This is a genomic window from Paenibacillus sp. LS-5 (genome assembly GCF_056121505.1).
In genome coordinates this window covers 155,114-175,158 of sequence record NZ_JBWAVA010000013.1, presented here as the reverse complement: position 1 = coordinate 175,158, position 20,045 = coordinate 155,114, and the positions used below count along the sequence as shown (strand labels likewise).

Annotated in this window: 17 protein-coding genes; 4 read left to right on the top strand and 13 right to left on the bottom strand. The window is 49.1% G+C overall.

All coding sequences use genetic code 11. The features are described from left to right. Positions 1 to 60: 60 nt before the first annotated feature. From AC0MA3_RS18960 to leuC, 4 genes are all read right to left on the bottom strand, one after another. The gene (locus AC0MA3_RS18960; protein WP_474657292.1) at positions 61 to 1,500 is read right to left on the bottom strand and encodes an N-acetylmuramoyl-L-alanine amidase; all 1,440 of its coding nucleotides are present in this window, start codon (positions 1,498 to 1,500) and stop codon (positions 61 to 63) included. A 163-nt stretch (positions 1,501 to 1,663) separates the two neighbouring features. Next, on the bottom strand, positions 1,664 to 3,253 hold the full coding sequence (locus tag AC0MA3_RS18955) for an N-acetylmuramoyl-L-alanine amidase (protein ID WP_474657291.1): 1,590 nt from the start codon (positions 3,251 to 3,253) through the stop codon (positions 1,664 to 1,666). Between the two features lie 182 nt (positions 3,254 to 3,435). After that, positions 3,436 to 4,038, bottom strand: coding sequence for a 3-isopropylmalate dehydratase small subunit (gene leuD, locus AC0MA3_RS18950; RefSeq protein ID WP_379162494.1), 603 nt, complete (start codon positions 4,036 to 4,038; stop codon positions 3,436 to 3,438). A 27-nt stretch (positions 4,039 to 4,065) separates the two neighbouring features. Next, a complete protein-coding gene (gene leuC, locus AC0MA3_RS18945) occupies positions 4,066 to 5,490 on the bottom strand; it encodes a 3-isopropylmalate dehydratase large subunit (RefSeq protein ID WP_379162491.1) in 1,425 nt (474 codons plus the stop codon). A gap of 212 nt (positions 5,491 to 5,702) precedes the next feature. On the opposite strand from leuC, the gene AC0MA3_RS18940 reads away from it, so the two are divergent. The 4 genes from AC0MA3_RS18940 (at position 5,703) to proC (ending at position 10,451) form a co-directional block, all read left to right on the top strand. Further along, positions 5,703 to 6,614 (top strand): LysR family transcriptional regulator, encoded by a 912-nt coding sequence (locus AC0MA3_RS18940; RefSeq protein WP_379162488.1) that lies wholly within the window; start codon positions 5,703 to 5,705, stop codon positions 6,612 to 6,614. A gap of 467 nt (positions 6,615 to 7,081) precedes the next feature. Next, complete coding sequence (gene proB / locus AC0MA3_RS18935; RefSeq protein ID WP_474657290.1) at positions 7,082 to 8,185, top strand: glutamate 5-kinase; 1,104 nt, start codon at positions 7,082 to 7,084, stop codon at positions 8,183 to 8,185. A 74-nt stretch (positions 8,186 to 8,259) separates the two neighbouring features. After that, positions 8,260 to 9,507, top strand: coding sequence for a glutamate-5-semialdehyde dehydrogenase (locus AC0MA3_RS18930; protein WP_474657289.1), 1,248 nt, complete (start codon positions 8,260 to 8,262; stop codon positions 9,505 to 9,507). A 77-nt stretch (positions 9,508 to 9,584) separates the two neighbouring features. Next, the gene (proC, locus tag AC0MA3_RS18925) at positions 9,585 to 10,451 is read left to right on the top strand and encodes a pyrroline-5-carboxylate reductase (protein ID WP_474657288.1); all 867 of its coding nucleotides are present in this window, start codon (positions 9,585 to 9,587) and stop codon (positions 10,449 to 10,451) included. Between the two features lie 135 nt (positions 10,452 to 10,586). On the opposite strand, the gene AC0MA3_RS18920 is transcribed toward proC, so the two are convergent. The 9 genes from AC0MA3_RS18920 to AC0MA3_RS18880 form a co-directional block, all read right to left on the bottom strand. Beyond that, entirely contained in the window at positions 10,587 to 11,351 is a 765-nt protein-coding gene (locus AC0MA3_RS18920) for a DnaD domain protein (RefSeq protein ID WP_474657287.1), read from the bottom strand. Between the two features lie 20 nt (positions 11,352 to 11,371). Continuing rightward, complete coding sequence (gene asnS, locus AC0MA3_RS18915; protein ID WP_379162473.1) at positions 11,372 to 12,667, bottom strand: asparagine--tRNA ligase; 1,296 nt, start codon at positions 12,665 to 12,667, stop codon at positions 11,372 to 11,374. A 22-nt stretch (positions 12,668 to 12,689) separates the two neighbouring features. Then, entirely contained in the window at positions 12,690 to 13,898 is a 1,209-nt protein-coding gene (locus AC0MA3_RS18910; protein ID WP_379162470.1) for an acetate/propionate family kinase, read from the bottom strand. Then, positions 13,895 to 14,767 carry a 3-hydroxyacyl-CoA dehydrogenase family protein gene (locus AC0MA3_RS18905; protein WP_379162467.1) on the bottom strand — a complete coding sequence of 291 codons (873 nt, stop codon included), beginning with the start codon at positions 14,765 to 14,767 and terminating at the stop codon, positions 13,895 to 13,897. Before AC0MA3_RS18905 ends, AC0MA3_RS18910 begins: the two co-directional genes overlap by 4 nt. Before the next feature lie 132 nt (positions 14,768 to 14,899). Then, on the bottom strand, positions 14,900 to 16,402 hold the full coding sequence (locus AC0MA3_RS18900; RefSeq protein WP_379162464.1) for an AAA family ATPase: 1,503 nt from the start codon (positions 16,400 to 16,402) through the stop codon (positions 14,900 to 14,902). Next, a complete protein-coding gene (locus AC0MA3_RS18895; protein WP_379162461.1) occupies positions 16,395 to 16,937 on the bottom strand; it encodes a hypothetical protein in 543 nt (180 codons plus the stop codon). Before AC0MA3_RS18895 ends, AC0MA3_RS18900 begins: the two co-directional genes overlap by 8 nt. A gap of 428 nt (positions 16,938 to 17,365) precedes the next feature. Next, the gene (locus AC0MA3_RS18890; protein ID WP_379162459.1) at positions 17,366 to 17,884 is read right to left on the bottom strand and encodes a cell wall elongation regulator TseB-like domain-containing protein; all 519 of its coding nucleotides are present in this window, start codon (positions 17,882 to 17,884) and stop codon (positions 17,366 to 17,368) included. A gap of 44 nt (positions 17,885 to 17,928) precedes the next feature. Beyond that, positions 17,929 to 19,230: an amidohydrolase gene (locus tag AC0MA3_RS18885; protein WP_379162456.1), complete on the bottom strand. Its 1,302-nt coding sequence runs from the start codon at positions 19,228 to 19,230 to the stop codon at positions 17,929 to 17,931. Next, complete coding sequence (locus AC0MA3_RS18880) at positions 19,217 to 19,870, bottom strand: redox-sensing transcriptional repressor Rex (RefSeq protein ID WP_379162453.1); 654 nt, start codon at positions 19,868 to 19,870, stop codon at positions 19,217 to 19,219. Before AC0MA3_RS18880 ends, AC0MA3_RS18885 begins: the two co-directional genes overlap by 14 nt. Between the last annotated feature and the right edge of the window lie 175 nt (positions 19,871 to 20,045).

Sequence of the window (20,045 nt, the reverse complement as noted above, 5' to 3'; positions counted from 1 at the left end):
TTGACCTGATGGTACGGCCGAAAGCTGACTTTGCGGCCCCGCTCTGCCGCTTGGCTGCTGCTATAATTTGAGATATTCCTTTATACCGGCAACCATACCTGCTGCTACTTTATTCTGCAGAGCCTCTGAGAACAACAAGGATTCGTCTCCTTTATTGCTCAGGTAACCGACCTCCAGCAGAACGGCAGGCATAGTCGTTTCACGAATAACGTGAAAGTTCCCATACCGGACACCCCGGTCACTTAATCCGGTTGCCTGAACGAGATACTTATGCATTACGTTTGCCAGAGCCTTGCTGGCCTCCCGCTGATAATAGGTTTCTGATCCGCTCGAAACGGATGAACCACTGCTGTTCGCGTGAACAGAAATAAAGAGATCCGCTTTGAGATTATTGGCCATTCCCGCACGGTCCTTTAGTTCCAGAAAGGTATCATCGCTCCGGGTAAGAACAACATCGATGTTTTTTTCCTGCTTCAGCAGTGCGGCAGCCTTCAGTACAACGGCCAGATTAAAATTTTTCTCGTATTTGCCGGTAATCCCGACAGCACCAGAATCCTTAGCTCCATGTCCTGCATCGAGCACTACAAGTTTGCGTCCGCTGTTACCCGGCAATGTCGCAGTGTCGTCGGTGCTTACCGCATTCAAATCAACAACAACAAGCTTGGAGGTCTCTCCAGACACATCAACGCTATAGTTCTTGACTTGATTCAGATCAATAACAAAACGAACGGTGTAAGGATTAGTGCTGTATAGCGAGTAGCGAACACCTGAAACATCCGGATAATCCGTCACGGTAAGTTTACCGTTCAAATTCGGATCAAGCACTTGACCTGTCCCAAAAACATCCGAGAATGTAGCATTCGGCAAATCAATCACGATCCGCTCTGGTCCAGATACCTTGGATACCTTCGGCTGCGAACTTCCATCCATTGCAATAGTAAGCCTGTTCTCGCTGAAGCTGACTCCATTGACCATGGTTAAGTTAGCCGTCTGACCCGCTGGAGGTACAATTACACTGCTCCCGCCGCCAACAGTACTCTCTCCAGTACCAGTGTTACTTACAGGTATTTCTGGGGTAATAAGATTCACAACCTTGGCTGTGTTATCCCAGTTGACCTTTAAACCAAACTGTTCTCCGATGAACCGGATCGGCACGAGTGTTGTGTCGCTCCTTAGCAGAGGTGCTGTTGTTAGAATCACAGTTTTGTCATCTACGGAAGCCGCTGTCTGATCCACAATCAGCTTGATGGTCTTACCTTGCTGTTCAATCGTAACCGTTTTGCTCTTCTGATCCCAATCTACCTTGTATCCAAGGTTCTCGGCAATCATCCTAAGTGGTACCATGATAGAGTTGTTCACATTTTCAACAGAAACCTTCTGTCCTGCGTTAAGCTCCTTGCCATCCAGATTAATCGTGGTGGTCCCGGAGGCGGCATGTCCTTGTTCCGGCAGAACCAATACAAAGAGCAGCAGCAACAGCATAAAAACAAATTTCTTCATTCTTCACCTCTAAAAATCTAGTATTCCGCCTGTAAAAGCGTTCATGCTGACAATCCGACTGACAACCTTCGACATTCGTTAGACGCCGGCTGTCCATAAAAGTTGCGAATATCTGCCATTCAAAAACTTATTTCAGTACCTGTATCTTTCGGGGCAACACCCGCTACAATCCTAGATATTCCTTAATTCCGGCAACGATTTCGCGGGCAAGATTATCCTGTAACAGATTGCTGTACATTGCCGATTCGTTACCCGGATTAGTAAGATAGCCAGCCTCCAGAAGCACAGCAGGCATGCTGGTTTCTCTTGTGACATGAAGACTTTTATTTCTTACCCCATTATCTTTGAAGCCTGTTCCTGCTACCAGATGCTTGTGCATGATCTGGGCGAGTGGCAGACTTTCTGTCCGCGAATAATAAGTCTCACTGCCATTGACCTTATCTCTGTTCGGATACTCAGCAGGCAAAGAATTGCCATGCACGGAGATAAATAAATTAGCCTTTGCCGCTTCCGCTATCGCAACACGATCCTGCAGTCCAAGTGTGCTGTCAGTCGTACGCGTGTAGATAACGTCAACCAATCCCTCCTGCTTCAGCAGTGCACCTGCCTTTAGAATTACAGCAAGATTAAAGTTTTTCTCCAGTTTGCCCGTCAAGCTGACGGCTCCGGATTGCGAGCCTCCATGGCCTGCATCAAGGGCGACTATCGGCTTCCCGGTAATTCCGGTTCCTCCGGGGGCTGGTGCTTCTATACTCCCAACATTCAAATCTATGGTTACAAGTCCTGTACTGTCATCCGTACTTACCTGATAAGGCTGGCTTCCAACGGTCTGGATGACAAATCTGACGGTAGGCGGGCTTACGCTGAAGAGCGCGTACCTCACTTCGGTAATTAGCGGATAGCCGCTGACATCAAGCTTCCCCTGAGGGCTCCCGCCAGCAGAGGCACCAGGAAAGCTCCCTGCAAAATCCGATGCAAATACAGCACCAGGAAAATCAATGATAATACGTTCCGGATTGCCGATCCGACTTACAGTCGGTTTGGCCCCACCAGCTGCAGCGATGATCAGTCTGTTCTCGCTGAATACAGCACCCATAACCTGAGGCGAAGAAGCAACCGTACCCGCGCTTCCTGGAATAGGAGTAGGTGTAGGTGCAATCACACCGGATACAATATCTCCTACTGTACCAGACCCGTCTGTAGGCACAGAGCTTGCCTGTGGCGATGGTGTGGGTGTTAACGATGGTGTTGGCGATGGCGTTGACGATGGAAGTGGAACATTTGAACCGGCAGGTTCAGCAGGTATTCCGCCACTCAAGTAGACTGTTTTGTCACTGTTGTCCCATCCAACCTTCAGTCCAAACTGCTCGCTGACAAAACGGATCGGCACCAGTACGGTGCCGCCGGTCTGCTTCGGCGCTGCATTCAGCGACAAAGACACTCCGTCGGCTTGGGCTGTTTTGCTGCCCACGGCCAGCTGAACACTTTTCCCGTCCTGCTGAACGGTGACTTGACGTGACTCCTGCTCCCACAATACCTTAAACCCCAAATTCTCTACCACTACACGAATTGGTATCATAACGCTTCCATTTACATTTTCCAGATTGACTCCCTTGGGAAGCATTAATTCTTTGTTGTCCATTACAATTCTGCCCGTGCTGTTCCCGGCAGCAGCGGCTTCATGGCCGGCGAATGAAAGCAATAGCAGTGGCAGCAGTAAAAGAAATAACACCCGTTGTCCGGCTCTTCTCATCCTTTCCTCTCCTTCTGGCAAATGATAGATACAAAGATATAGATAAGATTAAGACGACAGAAAACTCCAAAAGTTACCTTCTGTACAATGAATATAACGATTATAGCAAAAAAACTTCTATTTCCGACACCCGGAAATAGAAGTTTTGTGTAAATCTTGTAAAGTTTTCGTATTGACTTCTCTTAAGAAAACAGCTTAGCAGCGTGACGCTCCTCATAGGCGGCGATTTCGTCCGCATGCTGAAGAGTAAGTCCGATATCATCCAGACCCTGCAGCAGAAATTGGCGGCGGTGCTCATCAAGCTCAAACGTAATGCTGAGGCCGTATTCATCACTAAGCCGGTTATTCTCCAGGTCCACCGTCAATTGATATCCTTCATGCTCGGCCGTACGTTTGAATAGCTCATCCACCTGGGATTCCGAGAGTTTAATCGGAAGAATACCATTTTTGAAGCAGTTATTGTAAAAAATATCTGCATATGAAGGAGCAATTACGACTCTGAAGCCATAATCCATAATCGCCCATGGCGCGTGCTCACGTGAAGAGCCGCAACCGAAATTGGCCCGGGAGATCAGAACCGAAGCCCCTTTGTACCGGGGTTTGTTCATTTCAAATGCCGCATTGTCGTTGCCAGCTTCATCAAAACGCCATTCGTAGAACAAAAACTGTCCAAATCCAGTGCGTTCGATCCGTTTCAAAAATTGCTTCGGAATAATAGCATCCGTATCCACATTTACCCGGTCCACCGGGGCAACGAGTCCGGTTAATTTCTTGAATTCTTCCATGATTATTTCCTCCTGCTCTCTCAGTTTCTATGCGTTGACGGCTTCCGTCTTATAATTCCAGTCCCGTACATCCGTAAAATGGCCTTTGATCGCAGCGGCAGCCGCCATAGCAGGAGAAACCAGATGCGTGCGTCCGCCACGTCCCTGACGTCCTTCAAAGTTACGGTTCGAAGTTGATGCACAGCGCTGTCCTGGCTGCAGAACATCCGGGTTCATGGCCAGACACATACTACAGCCCGCTTCGCGCCATTCAAATCCTGCTTCAGTAAAGATTTGGTCAAGCCCTTCCTTCTCTGCCTGAAGCTTCACACGTCCCGATCCCGGAACCACAATGGCCGTAACCTGACTGGATACCTTATGTCCCTTGGCTACTTCAGCAGCTGCCCGCAAATCTTCAATACGTCCATTCGTACAGGATCCGATGAAAACATAATCGATACCGATCTCGGAAATCGGTGTTCCTGGTACCAGATCCATATATTCCAGCGCTTTTTCAGCCGCTTTGCGTTCATTTTCTGTTGTAAAATCCGCCGGATTCGGCACTGTAGAGCTGATATCCGTACCCATACCTGGGCTGGTTCCCCAGGTTACCTGCGGAATCAATGTCTCTACATCAAATTCAACAACCGTATCATACTGGGCACCTTCGTCACTGACAAGACCTTTCCAGTCTTCAATGGCAGCTTCGTAAGCTTCACCCTGCGGTACGTATTGGCGTCCGCGCAGGTAGTCAAAAGTAGTCTCATCCGGAGCAATCAGACCCGCTCTTGCACCGCCTTCGATCGACATGTTGCAGACTGTCATACGTTCTTCCATCGACAACTCACGAATCGCCTCACCGGTATATTCAATAACATAGCCGGTAGCAAAATCCGTACCGTATTTGGCAATCACGCCGAGAATCATATCCTTTGCGGTGACTCCTGGATTACGTTTGCCTACGAACCGGACCTCCATCGTTTTGGCCTTCGATTGCTGCAGACACTGGGTGGCCAGCACATGTTCTACTTCACTGGTCCCGATGCCAAAAGCCAAAGCGCCGAACGCTCCATGTGTAGAGGTGTGGCTATCGCCGCATACAATGGTTTTGCCTGGATGAGTCAATCCGATTTCTGGACCCATAACATGCACTACACCTTGGTCAATATCATTCAGGTCGAAGAGTCTTACCCCAAAATCACGACAGTTCTGCGACAAGGTATCAATCTGCTGCTTGGATATAGGATCAGTAATGTTGAAACGGTCTTTGGTAGGTACGTTATGATCCATAGTGGCAAAAGTAAGACCCGGACGGCGGACCTTGCGGCCGCTAAGACGAAGCCCTTCAAAAGCCTGCGGGGAAGTAACCTCATGTACCAGATGCAGATCAATGTAAATGATGCTTGGCTTGCCTTCCTCCTGGTGGATAACGTGATTGTCCCAAATCTTTTCAAACATTGTCTTGTTGCCCATGTTTTCACCTCATAAAGTAGAATCGTTCATTGGAAGAGAAAGTCGAGTCTCTCTTGAATGAATTAAATATAACATCGCCACGTTTATAATTCCAAGATATGATTTCTATAAAAGTCATAGGTTTGACCTATAAAGACAGTGCTACATAACTACTCCCTCTACTTATAGGTTATACTTATAACTATAACTTGAATAATTAAGGAGTCTTTTCGATGGAACTTAGACAGTTGCAATACGCTTTGCAAATTGCGGCAGAACGGAATTTTTCCCGGGCGGCAGACAAGCTGCATATCGCCCAGCCTTCACTCAGCCAGCAGCTCTCGAAGCTTGAGAAGGAGCTTGGTGTTCTTCTTTTCCAGCGGAATACAAGTTCAGTGGAACTGACTCATGCCGGGGAGAAATTTGTTGAACAGGCGCAGACGATTATTGATGCAGTGGAACTTCTGCGGCAGGAGATGTCGGATATCTCCCAGCTGCGGACCGGACATGTGGTTGTAGGAAGCATGCCTATCACGGGTGCGCATTTGCTGCCGCATGTACTGCCTGTGTTCAAAAGCAAATTCGCTGAGGTCGAAATCACGCTGCTCGAAGATTCATCCATGAATCTGGAAAAACTCACAGCCAGCGGCCAGACGGACTTGAGCCTGCTCTCCCTGCCTTTGGAAATTCCGACACTCGCCTACGAGGTGCTGGGTGAAGAGCGGATTGACCTGGCTGTGCCGCCAGAGCACCCGCTCGCCGCGCGAATTGCATCCGGAACCCGCACCTCTCTTCAGGAACTTAAGGATGAGCCATTTATCGTTCTAAAAGAGGGACAGGGCTTTCGTAAAATGACCGTCGAATTGTGCCGGGAAGCAGGCTTTGAACCCCGCATCGTATTTGAGAGCAACAATATGGAGACCGTTCAATCGCTTGTCGCAACCGGCATGGGCGTGACTCTGGTCCCCCACTTTATCGCCCGTGCACCGCGCAGTGAGTTTGTTCCTGTCTATCTGCCTTTGGCCGAACCGGTGCCCAGCCGTACGCTGGTGGTTGCCTACCGCCGTGGACGCTATTTATCCAAAGCTGCAGAAGCTTTTATGGAAACCTTCAAAACAACGGTCAAAGATCTTACAGATCACTAGCTACAACCCGGCAGCTCATGAATACACAATAAGGGCCTTCCCGTCTCATAGATGAGATAAGAGGGCTCGCCCTAAGGATAATCCTTATTCCGAAGAATCACTCCACTGGCAAAAATATTACACCTCCTGCACTTTGCAAACCCGCCATTTGCATGGTATTCTAAATGACAAATAGTGAAACGTGAAGACGGGACCAGTACGAATTGGCGATTATCCGTGAACAGAGAGTAAATTCCGGCAGGCTGGGAGAATTTACCGCGGTTGTCCATTCCGAATCCTACCCCCGAGCGGCCTGCGCTGACAGGACGGTAACTCCCGTTATGAGAATGAAGTCGGATGAACCCTCATCAATGAAGGTGGTACCGCGGAAGTTAACAAGCTTTCGTCCTTTGCTAAGTCTAAGGATGGGGGCTTTTTGTCGTTTTCAGCAATAGATAGATGCAAATTTGAGAAGGAAGTGAACTACATTGACGACACGAATCGTGGTCAAAATCGGCAGCAGCTCGCTCACTGGACCTGAAGGCGGGCTGAACCGGGAAGCCGTAGCCTTCTTTGCCGCCGAAATTGCGGGACTGCGTAAGGACGGGTGTGAAGTACTGCTGGTTACCTCCGGGGCAGTAGCAGCCGGGTTCAGGGGCATCGGCTACCCAACACGTCCCAAGCTACTTCATGAGAAGCAAGCTGCAGCTGCAGTCGGCCAGGTGATGCTGATGCAGGCCTATCAGGAAGCCTTTGCGGAGCATGACATTCCTACTGCCCAGATTCTGCTGACCCGGACTGACTTTTGTAGCCGGCGGGCAATGAACAACGCTGTGATGACGGTAGAGGAGCTTCTGCGGCAAGGAGCTGTTCCCGTATTTAATGAGAATGATACGGTTTCGGTAGATGAGTTGAAATTTGGCGATAACGATACCTTATCAGCCCTGGTAGCTAATCTTCTGAAAGCCTCCCACCTTTTTATTCTGACCGATATGGACGGCTTATACAGTGGTGATCCCCGCAAGAATCCGGCGGCCGTACGCTATGAGCGCGTCGAGGAGATCACTCCTGAGATTTATGCTTTTGCCGGAGGCGCCGGCTCCAGTGTAGGCACAGGCGGCATGCGCTCTAAGATTGATGCCGCCAAAATCGCCACACGCGGCGGTGTTCCTGTCTTCATAGGCAGAGCAATCGAGCCCGGCGATTTACAGTTGGCTGCCGCAGGCAACGGAAAAGGGACCTATTTTGCCACTACCCTGTCCTCCTTGCCCGTTAAGAAACAGTGGCTCGGCTTCATGTCCACTCCTCTTGGCTCCCTGTATGTGGATGAAGGTGCAGTGGAAGCCCTTCTCCATGGCGGACATAGCCTGCTGCCTGTTGGTGTGAAACGGATTGAAGGGAACTTTCATTCTGGAGATGTTGTGGAAGTCCTCGGACCTGATGCCAAGCTGCTCGGGCGGGGAATAGTGAATTACGACGACAACCAGCTCCGCAGTATTCAGGGACTGCCCAGCGGTCAGATCGTACCCAAGCTGGGTGAAGTTCACCGGCTGGAGGTCATCCACCGCGATGAATGGATTACTTTGAGATAACCGATTGAAGCCTATCTGACAATATCGGGATTGTGCTTGCTATATTGCCCAAAAAACCATTAGGAGGGTTAACCATGAGTGAGGTTGTAAACAAAGCAACATTAGCTAAAGAAACTGCCGGGGTCCTTGCCAGCCTGAGCACCGGTCAAAAGAATGAGGCTTTGCTGATCATGGCCGATGCCTTGATCCGTGAAGCGCCAGCGATTATTGCCGCTAATCACGAAGATTTGGAGCGCGGACGGCTCGGCGGTACGCCCGAATCAATGCTTGACCGGCTGGCGCTGGATGTTGGCCGGATCACAAGCATCGCAGAAGGACTCCGGCAAATAGCCGTACTGCCTGATCCTATCGGCGACCACCTTGAAACCTTCGAACGTCCGAACGGACTGTTCATTGAGAAAATCCGTGTACCTCTAGGTGTTATCGGCATTATCTACGAAGCACGTCCTAATGTAACTGTAGATGCAGCAGGTTTATGCCTAAAAACAGGGAATGCTGTTGTCCTCCGGGGTGGCTCCTCTGCCCTGTCATCCAACCGCAAAATCATCGAAGTGCTACACCGCGCCCTCGATGAAACGGCCATTCCAAGCCAAGCACTGCAATTGATCGAAGATCCGAACCGCTCTTCGGTAGATGAGATGCTGAAGCTGAACGGACTTCTGGATGTAATCATCCCACGCGGCGGAAGCTCACTGATTCAGAATGTGGTGCTCAATGCTACTGTGCCTGTCATTGAAACAGGGGCAGGCATATGCCATACTTATCTTGATGCCAGCGCTGATCCTGACATGGCAATGTCGATCAGCCTGAACGCCAAGGCCCAGCGTCCTTCCGTATGCAACTCTATGGAGACGCTACTGGTTCACCGGGAATTTGCTGCAAAACATCTAGCTGCAGTGGCAGAAGCGTTCCGCGAAATTCCTGTAGAACTGCGGGGCTGTCCAGAGACGGTTGCAACCATTCCATGGGCATTGTCGGCATCCAGAGATGATTTTGCTACGGAGTACAATGACTATATCCTTAATATCAAAATCGTCGGCGGGCTGGATGAAGCGCTTCAGCATATTGCTGAGTTCAGTACCCGGCATTCTGAATGCATCGTAACCGCGGATGTGGGTAACGCAGAACGTTTCCTGCAAGAGGTAGACGCTGCTGCTGTCTATCATAATGCTTCAACGCGTTTCACTGATGGTTTCGAGTTCGGGTTTGGGGCAGAGATCGGCATCAGCACACAAAAGCTCCATGCCCGCGGTCCTATGGGACTACCCGCACTGACATCAACCAAGTACAAAATTCACGGTTCCGGACAAATCCGGGGATAACCCCTTGCTTCCGTAGCCAGTTTTACGAAGATATTTCATTCTGATGTAATCACAATACTTTTAGGGGGACTTAAGCCATGTGTCAGCAACCTGCAATACCTTTAATTAATCACAATATTGTTTTCTATGGCGCTGGCTCGATGGCGGAAGCGATTGTACGCGGCATGATTGCCCGTAATGTAGTGGATTCCGGTAACATCGTGATGCTGAACCGGAGCAGCAGTGAACGCCTGAGCGAGCTCCGCAGCCGTTATGGAGTGCTCGGCAGCAATGATGTTGAACAAAAAAATGAATATCTACGCAAAGCACCGGTTATCGTGCTTGCTATGAAGCCTAAAGATGCTGCCGAAGCATTGCGCGGTCTGAGTCCTCTGCTCTCTCCTGATCAGCTAATAATCTCTGTGATCGCAGGGATGACTATCCGTACAATGCAGGGCCTCTTAGGGAAGCCTCAACCGATTGTCCGTACCATGCCCAACACCTCAAGCTCCATCGGCCTTGGTGCAACTGGCATTGCTTTTTCCAAAGAAGTGGATGAACAGAGCCGCCGGACCTCGCTCAACATCTTCGAAGCGGTTGGATTAACCTCAGTAATCGATGAAGAACGCATGGAAATCCTGACCGGAATTTCGGGCAGTGGTCCAGCGTACATCTATTACATGATGGAGGCTATGATTGCTGCAGGAATTCGTGGAGGTCTGCCGGCTGAACAGAGCAGAGAGCTCACCGTTCAGACTGTACTGGGCGCTGCCAGGATGGTACAGCAGACCGGCGAAGAGCCAGCTGCCTTGCGTAAAAAAGTCACCTCACCGAATGGCTCCACCCAGGCTGCTCTAGAGGTGCTGGAAAAAGGTGATTTCTTCGAGACTGTAATCTCCGCCGTTAACCGCTGCGCCGAGCGCTCCCGCGAAATGGGTGCTGCACTGGAAAAGGAGCTTTCATAAATCCTTTCTTCAAAACAAAACAACCGTACTTCACATGGCTAAATCAGCCAATAGAAGTACGGTTGTTTTTATGTTAGGAAAAAGTTGAAAAGCTACCCGTCCTGTTGAGACAAGAAACTTCAGCTGGTCCTCTTATCATCTGCCTCCGCTGCGGAATTTCTGGGAGTAGACCTTGACATCCTGGGCATTCTTAACCCGGTTGCGGGCCCATTCCAGCAGAATACGGTCGATATAGCGGAAATGAACTTTTCCGGCGAATACAGACTCTTTCAGAGCGAGGAGAATCAATTCTTCCGGATATTTATCCTGATCTACCCAACCGGAGATGGTTTCACATTCCATTGGGGAAAGTGGACGTCCGAATTCCTTCTCAAAAATAGTGAACAGACTTCGGCTCTCCTCCGCATCCTTGCTTACAGGAGCGGCCGGACTGCCGTAGCCCCCATCCGGAGCGGGAACACCTATGTGATGTGCTGACGCCCGGTGACTTGGCACACTATCAGGTTTGCTTCTCTCATTTACGGATTCCTGAACTGCTCCCGACAGAAAAGCACCTAGCTTGTTATATAAACCGGAGAAATTATAGCACTCATAGTGGATGTCCCTCAGCTCGTCGTGGGCTTCATCAATACTGATGAAACCTTCCTTCATAAGCTTCTGCAGTTCACCCGCTATCGCCGCTGCACTACGTCCGGTTACTGTCTGAAGCTCTTCCAGAGAAGGGAATTCAATTCCCTCCACCTGGCGGAACGATAGTAGATGAATGAGCAGCATCGCTTCACTGCCGGTCAAGTTCAGCTTCCGGTAATACTTCAAGAGTGCGTAAGGAATGACGGCCATCCCGTTCTGGAGGCCAAAAGATACGCCTTCGCCCCAGGTACTCCATCCTTTGCCTTCCATGCGCAGCCCCCTTTGATAGCCTATGGGTATAAACGGTACAGTGTACGAGGGAACGGAATCGTTTCCCGTACATGATCCAGACCGCAAATCCAGGCTACCGTCCGTTCAAGTCCAAGACCAAAACCGGAGTGTGGCACAGAACCATATGTGCGCAGATCCATGTACCATTTGTACGTATCCATTGAAAGATTATGTTCCTTGAAGCGCTCTTCCATCAAAGCCGGATCGTCGATACGCTGGGATCCGCCAATAATCTCCCCATAGCCTTCAGGAGCAATCATATCGGCGCAGAGTACAACCTCAGGGCGTTCAGGATCAGGCTTCATATAGAATGCCTTAAAGGAAGCTGGATAATGCGTAATGAAAACCGGTTTGTCATTAGCCTCCGCAATCGCTGTTTCGTGCGGCGCACCGAAATCATCACCCCAGGCAATTTCATGTCCGTGATCGTTCAGGAATTTGATCGCATCATCATAGGTGATACGCGGGAACGGTGCTTTGATATTCTCCAGCTTGGACACATCGCGGCCTACCGCTTCCAGCTCTGCACGGCAGTTGGTTAATACAGACTGAACAATAAAGCTAATAAATTCTTCCTGAACTTTCAGGCTTTCTTCATGATCCGTGAAAGCCATTTCCGGCTCAATCATCCAGAACTCGATCAGATGACGACGGGTTTTGGATTTCTCTGCACGGAAAGTCGGGCCAAAGGAATACACGCGGCCAAGTGCCATCGCCGCCGCTTCCATGTACAGTTGTCCACTTTGTGTTAGATAAGCGTCCTCATCAAAATATTTGGTGTGGAAGAGGTTCGTCGTACCTTCAGCAGACGTTGGAGTCAGGATCGGCGGATCTACCTTCGTGAATCCGCTTTGATTGAAAAATTGCTGGATCGCCCGGATAATCTCCGCACGGATCACAAGCACTGCCCGCTGCTTCGCGGAACGAAGCCAGAGATGACGGTGATCCATCAGGAAATCAACACCATGCTCCTTCGGGGTAATTGGATAATTCTCTGTAATATGCAGTACCTCTATACCGGTTACAGTCATCTCAAATCCAGATTGACTGCGGGGCTCTTCACGGATGATTCCGGTCACATACAATGAGCTTTCCTGGGTGAGGCTCTTGGCATCGTCCCAGACCTGCTCCGGCACTTCCGATTTCACCACAACGCCCTGGATATAGCCTGTACCATCGCGAAGCTGCAGGAACTGAATTTTACCGCTGGAGCGCTTGTTGTTCACCCAACAGCCGATTACAACACTTTCCCCAACATGCTCATTCACGTTCTTGATTACACTCTTGTTAGCCATCCCTACTGATCTCTCCTCTGATTTAGCCGTTAATTCCTTGCACAATACGATAAGTATCGCGTGCAATGACAAGCTCTTCGTTTGTCGGAACCACGAGCACCTGCACCTTGGATTCTGCCGTAGAAATACGGCGCGGATCACCGGAGCGGACCTTATTGGCTTCAGCATCCAGTTCAATACCAAGGTAAGTTAGGTTATTCAGCACTTTGGCACGCAGCAAGGCGGCATTCTCGCCGACACCGGCAGTAAATACGATCACATCTACTCCATTCATCGCTGCCGCGTAAGAACCGATATACTTCCGCAGACGATACTCATACATTTCAAAAGCAAGTGTAGAGTTCGGCTCGCCTTTTTCCGCACCATCAATAATATCACGCATATCGCTGCTGACGCCAGAAATAGCCAAGAGTCCGCTGTGTTTGTTCAGCATTGAATTCACTTCGCCAACGGAGAGCTCTTCCTTGTTCATTACATATGGAACGATTGCCGGATCAAGGTCTCCGCTGCGGGTACCCATCATCAGACCTTCAAGCGGTGTCATCCCCATCGAAGTATCAATGGACAGCCCGCCGTCAACAGCAGTTACGCTCGCACCGTTACCGATGTGGCAAGTAATGATCTTAAGGTCTTCAAGCGGACGCTCCAGATATTCTGCAGCAGCCTTGCTCACGAAATCATGGGAAGTCCCGTGTGCGCCGTAGCGGCGAACCTTGTATTTGTTGTACAACACTCTAGGAATGGCATACATATAAGCTTTCTCAGGCATAGTCTGATGGAATGCAGTATCAAAAACAACGGCCTGCGGTACACCAGGCATATTCACTTCGGTTGCCGTAATCCCCATCATAGCTGCCGGATTGTGCAGCGGTGCAAGGTCAAACAATTGGCGGATCTTGGTTTTGGCATCGGCATCAACCAGCGCGGAAGCCTTGAAGAATTCGCCCCCGTGAACTACACGGTGTCCAACTGCGTTAATCTCGTCGATTGAAGCAATCACTCCGTGCTCTTTGTCAGTCAGACAAGCAAGCACTTTGCGGATCGCAGTATTATGTTCAAGGATCTCACTGACTTCCGTAATTTCCTGTTTGCCTGTTGGCTTGTGATTCAGAATGGAGGAGTCCATCCCAATGCGTTCTACCAGACCTTTGGCAAGTACAGATTCATCGGTCATATTGTAGAGCTGGTATTTCAATGAAGAACTTCCTGAGTTAATTACTAGAATATTCATACACGGTCACCATCCTTGTCGTACTTGAAGAATCCTTCGCCCGATTTCATGCCCAGTTGTCCTGCACGAACCATTTTCTTGAGAATAGTGGACGGACGGTATTTCAGTTCGCCGTACTCCCGGAACATATTCTCCAGTGCAGCAAGAACGGAATCCAGACCGAAACGGTCAGCCATTTCAAGCGGCCCGTGCTGGAATTGATAACCGATACGCATAGCATCATCAATATCTTCAGGAGAAGCGACACCTTCCTGCAGGACATGCATAGCTTCGTTAATGAACAGGCAAATGAGGCGTGAAGATACAAATCCTGGGGATTCGTAGATCATGACGCCTTTTTTCTCAACAATTTCATCAACAAAGGCTTTGGTATCTTCAAAAGTGCTGTCAGAAGTTTTCAGTCCGCGCACGATCTCGACGAGATCTACCTTCGCTACAGGATGTATGAAATGCATGCCGATGACGCGTTCCGGGTACATTGTAGAGCTGGCAAGCTCAGTCAAGCTGAGTGTAGACGTGTTGCTGGCCAGAATAATGTGGCTCGGACATACCTGATCGAGCTGATTGAATACCTTTTGCTTGGCTTCCAGGTCCTCGGTGATAGTCTCAATGACCATATCGCAGGAGCTAAGTTCAGCGAAATGTGTTACTTTTTCGATACGGCTAAGAATCAGTTTCTTTTCAGCTTGGGTAATTGCCCATTTCTCCAGCTGTTTGTCGAGACTTGTCTCGATCATTGCATAGGAATAGTCCAGTCTTTCTGCGGTTTTCTCCACAAGCATAACATCCAGGCCTTTGGCTGCCAGCATTTCAGCAATCCCTTGACCCATTGTGCCACCACCGATGACACCGATTTTTTTAAAATTCATGTAAAAGTCTCCATCCTTTCAGGTATCTATACTTTTGTATTGTACCTTGTCTGTCGTAAAAAATATGTAGCCCGACATATAATAATATCTTAGCATGTCTGAAAAGTAAAAAAAAATAACCGGCATAAAGAATTATGCCGGTAAAAGGACACTGTCACGAAATTGACAACGAAATTGCTCTCCGGAGAGAACTTCTTCTTTCATTAATATGTCAAGAGAGTAATCAAATACATTTCGCTGCTTCCCGAGAAGCTCATGAGTACGCACCATCAATTCATCCAGTATTTTACTGTTTTCCTTCATTAACTCTTCGGTGGTAACCATTTGCAGATTAGCGATCCCAAGTGAAGTCAGTCCCGACTTCATCATTGTCTCCACAATATTCAGCGCCTGATCGAAGTCACCACGTGATCCGGTGCTTCTTCCGCCATAGTACATTTCTTCTGCTACTGCTCCGCCCAGCGCAATCATAATCTGATTCTCCAGGTAGTCCTTTGTATACAGATACTGCTCAGTCTGCGGGTTATGCCGTACGTACCCAAGCGCTTGCCCGCGCGGCGTAAGCGTAACCTGGCTGACACTACCGGGACGCAGCAGCTCGGCCATAATGGCATGTCCCAGTTCGTGGATCGCCACCCGTTTCTTCTCTTCGTGGTTCGTCTCCCGGTCTGTCTTTTCGCCCATCATCACTTTATCGATTGCCATCGACAGATGCCGTTGCTCCACTTCTGTCAGGTTCTCACGCATCATGTAGATCGCTGCTTCGTTCATCACACTCTCGAGCTGTGCACCGGAGAAACCGTAAGCCTCTTCTGCAATCTTATCCAGATTAACCCCTTCATGCAGCGGTTTATTCTGGGCATGGAGATCGAGAATAGATTTACGGCCTTTCTTGTCCGGCATGTCCACCTGGATATGACGGTCGAAGCGGCCGGGACGCAGCAGCGCTGAATCCAGCATTTCTTTGCGGTTCGTTGCCGCGACCAGCAGAATGCGCGGCGTATCATTATTGTAAATTCCGTCCATTTCGGTCAGTAGCTGATTGAGTGTCTGATCATACTCACGCTGCTGTCCGCCTTCGCGCTTGCCGCCGATGACATCAATTTCATCGATAAAAATAATCGCGCTCTGTTTATTTTCCTTCAAAGCGCGTGTCCGTGCATCCTTGAACAAATCACGTACGCGTCCGGCGCCGACACCGACATACATCTCCACGAACTCACTGCCTGATGCAGCTACGAATACAGAGTTTGTATAGTGTGCTGCAGCTTTGGCCATAAGAGTCTTACCGGTCCCCGGAGGGCCTGTCAACAAAATCCCTTTGAGCGGACGGATACCAAATTTGCTGATTTCTTCATGGCGGATCAGAAAATCCAGCGCCTCACGCAGCTCCTGCTTGGCATTGTCCTGTCCTCCGATTTCTTCAAAGGTCAGCTTCGAAGGGCCGCTCTTCTTACGTTTTTTGTCTCCTCCGGCATTCACTGTTAATCCGCCGCGCAGATGTGCAATAAGCAGCAGTGCGCCAACCATACCGGCCGCAATGATAACCGGAAAAATATTAATGCCGATAAACGCCATAAAAATCATCAGTACAGGAACAAATCCGATGACTACCTCTTTCCAAAACTTAGGCATTATTCCACACTCCCATCGTTGCCGCTGCGCGTGGTAAAATAATGAATTTGCTTTCCTTACCGTCGCTAAGGCTCACATATACGTTATTATCATCGATCTCTGTTGTAGCGACCACACTGCTGTAACTGGGATTCTGAGATTTCAGTTCATCCAACTTCGCAGGAATTAATGTATATTTACGGCTCTCCATCGCTTCAGCAACCGAGAACATCGCTTGATCCCAATATTCATCCAGAAGCTGACTGGAATGCTGCTCCACATCCAGTTTTAGTGCCCGGCCGTTAATAGCCGATCTTCCCTCAGTATTTACGTACTGAACAAGTTCACGTAATTTTGTGCCCGGCTTCAAATCAAGTTTCAAAGTAACCTCATTACGTTTAATAGAGATATGGGAATCATTCACTCCCTCATAAGCAGATACTATCTTCCGAAGCGGCTCCTGCACGGCGAACTCCCGATAGGAATACCAGCCTCCGAATAGCAACGCAGCAGACAGCAAAGACGTTAGCAGTACAGGCATAAGGCGTAGCTTCATGAAACGTCCTCCTCTCAATAATAAAAAACAAGTTACATAATAGAATAGATATGAAATAGCGTGTCTACCGCTCTTCCGAGACTGACATGCTCTTTAGCATGCCTTAGTACAAGTAGTAGTATATCATAGGTGTATATACGATTTCGAAGAAAAGTGTGAATATATTTAAAATTTTCAGTACTAATTTCTGGGCATACTGACAGCTCATTTCCCCTTATATCGACACCAAAGACCGCAACATTTAGTGTTGCGGTCTTTTTTCTTTGGATACTATTTGTTTTTTTATATCAAAGTTATAATTATGTCTTCATCAAAAGTATATATCGGCTGATATATCCGTTAATACAGCCTATCTTTCATCTTCCCCATATACAAAAAAGCGGGTAGACAGATTACTATCTACCCGCTCGATATTCTACTCTAGCACTTTATCGGCTTGGTAAGCTGTAGCCGTCTCCAATCGCGCTGCCATCGGCAAATCGGTAAAACTTGTAATAATACCTGCCTTCCAGCTTGTAAAATAACTGCCAGGCATATTCTCCGTTATACACTCCGGGCAAAAGCCGTTCAATGCTGCTTCCCGGCAGATCCGTTGCTATGACGGAGCGGATTTTCTGCTCCGACATGCCCTTGGACAACTCTTCCGCATACACATCGTTGTCGCCTCCGGCGGGTTTGCCATCCCGGGTAAAACGCACCCATACCATAAGGTCCGTTCCAGCTGCATTACGTCCTGTGAGCACCCAGTATATCGAATTTTCGTCCCAGACGGACTTCTGTGCTTTGGTTACCTTGGTCAGCCCTGCCCTTGCTTCAGCAACCTCTCTGGCTGCACTGCGTTCGTTCCACTGGTCTTTCATCACGTAAGCATAGAACTGGCTTAGTCCGAACAGAAGGAGCAGAACCAGGAGGATCCCCAGCAGAAGCCATTTTCTTCTTTTCTTCAAAGTGCAGCTCCCTTTCTTCTGGATGCGTCATTGATCCTGTTCATTTACCGTTTCAGCAGGCCCTCGAAGGTCTCCTGCGCCTTGCGGCGGATAAGCTCCTCATCCAAGGTCAGGCATTGACCATTCTTCACCACTTGCTTGCCGTCCACCCATACATGTTCTACATCGTTGGCACTTGCCGAATAGACGGCATGGGAAAGCAAATCCGTATGCGGAAGGAAGTGGGGCTGGTCGATATTTAGAGCTATGAAGTCTGCCTTCATCCCTGGAGCCAGCCGTCCTGTATTGCCAAGGAATATGGACTGTGCACCATATTCGGTCGCCATCAGCAATGCTTCCGGTGCCGGTACAGCTGTCGGATCTCCGCTCACACCTTTGTGGATCAGAGCAGCCAGGCGCATCTCCTCGAACATATCCAGGTTGTTGTTGCTTGCAGCACCGTCCGTGCCCAGCGATACCTTGACTCCCGCCCGCAGCAGCTCCGGTACCCGTGCTACCCCGCTTGCGAGCTTCAAGTTACTGCCAGGATTATGCGATACCCCTACGTTGTAGCGGGCTAAAATCTCTATTTCTTCATCATTCAAATGAACTCCGTGAGCCACAAGCGACGGGCGGGTGAACATCCCCAGCTTCTCCAGATGTGCAACAGGACGCAAGCCGTAATCCGCCGCATTCTGTTCAACTTCCCGCCGGGTTTCCGACATGTGCGTATGCATAGGCAGGTCCAGATCATGGGCAGCCTGAACAAACTTTACGAAAAATTCAGGAGGACAAGTGTAAGGGGCATGCGGGGATATCATTGTCGTGATTCTTCCATCCGCCTTGCCATGCCAATTGCGGGCAAAGGCTATCGCTTCTGCCAGTTTATGGTTCTGCACATCCTCCGGACAAAGTCCGATAACCCCGCGCATAAGTACAGCACGCATGCCCGATTGTTCTGAAACCTCGGCAACCCTGTCCATATGATCATACATGTCCAGGAAGGTGGTTGTGCCGCCCTTCAGCATTTCCAGTACAGACAATGAGGTTCCCCAAAAAACATCGTCTCCGGTGAACTTTTCTTCCATTGGCCACATTTTCTCCTGCAGCCAATTCTGAAGGACCATGTCGTCACCGTATCCGCGAAGGAGCGACATTGCTGTATGACCATGGGTATTGACCAGCCCCGGCATGAACAGCAGGCGGCTTCCGTCAATAGTCTGCGTACCTTCTTCAATGACAGGTTTGGCTTCTCCTATGTATGTGATGATATCCTTTTCTATAGTCATATAGCCGCTTAGTACTGGTGTCTCAGTACCCGGAACCAGAAATCGGCCGTTTACAATTACAATCTTATTGCTGTGCATCTTCCACTTCGTCCTTTCCATCATGCAAATAATAGGCGAGACTCTGCAAATCAGTAGTAAAATCAGCGGCATGAACCCTGATATTAGACGGGGTCTTCAAGATCACCGGTGCAAAATTAAGAATGGCCTCAATGCCTGAATCGACCAGAATATCGGCAACGTTCTGCGCTTCGCTATCCGGTACCGTAATAATTCCAATACGGATGCCCTGCTTACGGATTGTGCTTCCCAATTCTTCCATGGGCTGCACGGTAAGTGAGTTAATCTGCTGCCCCACCTTGGGAGCATAGGAATCAAATACAGCAGTGATTTTCATGGTGTCCTTCAAGTAGGCATTGTAATTAGAGAGAGCGTGACCAAGATTACCTGCCCCCACCAGCGCCACGTTGATCTGTTGGTCAAGCTTCAGGATATGGCGGATTTTCTCAATGAGGTATGAGACATCATAACCGATACCCTTTCTGCCGAAATCCCCGAAATAAGCCAGATCCTTGCGGATTTGGGCTGGATTCAGTTCAAGCTTTTGTCCCAGTTCCTGGGAAGATACGGTGGAGATTTCACGCTTCAGGAGATCGTTCAGGAAGCGCAGATACACTGGAAGTCTGCGTACCACGGCCTCCGATATTTTATCCGATTTCATATTTTCTCCTCCTAAAAGTTTTGTGAGCATTGCATCATAATATTACTTCGTACAAAACTTACTTCGTAAGCATAAACCAAGTTTTGTGAGCATTGCATCATAATATTACTTCGTACAAAACTTACTTCGTAAGCATAAACCAAGTTTTGTGAGCTTAGTCCATTCCCCGGCGTCA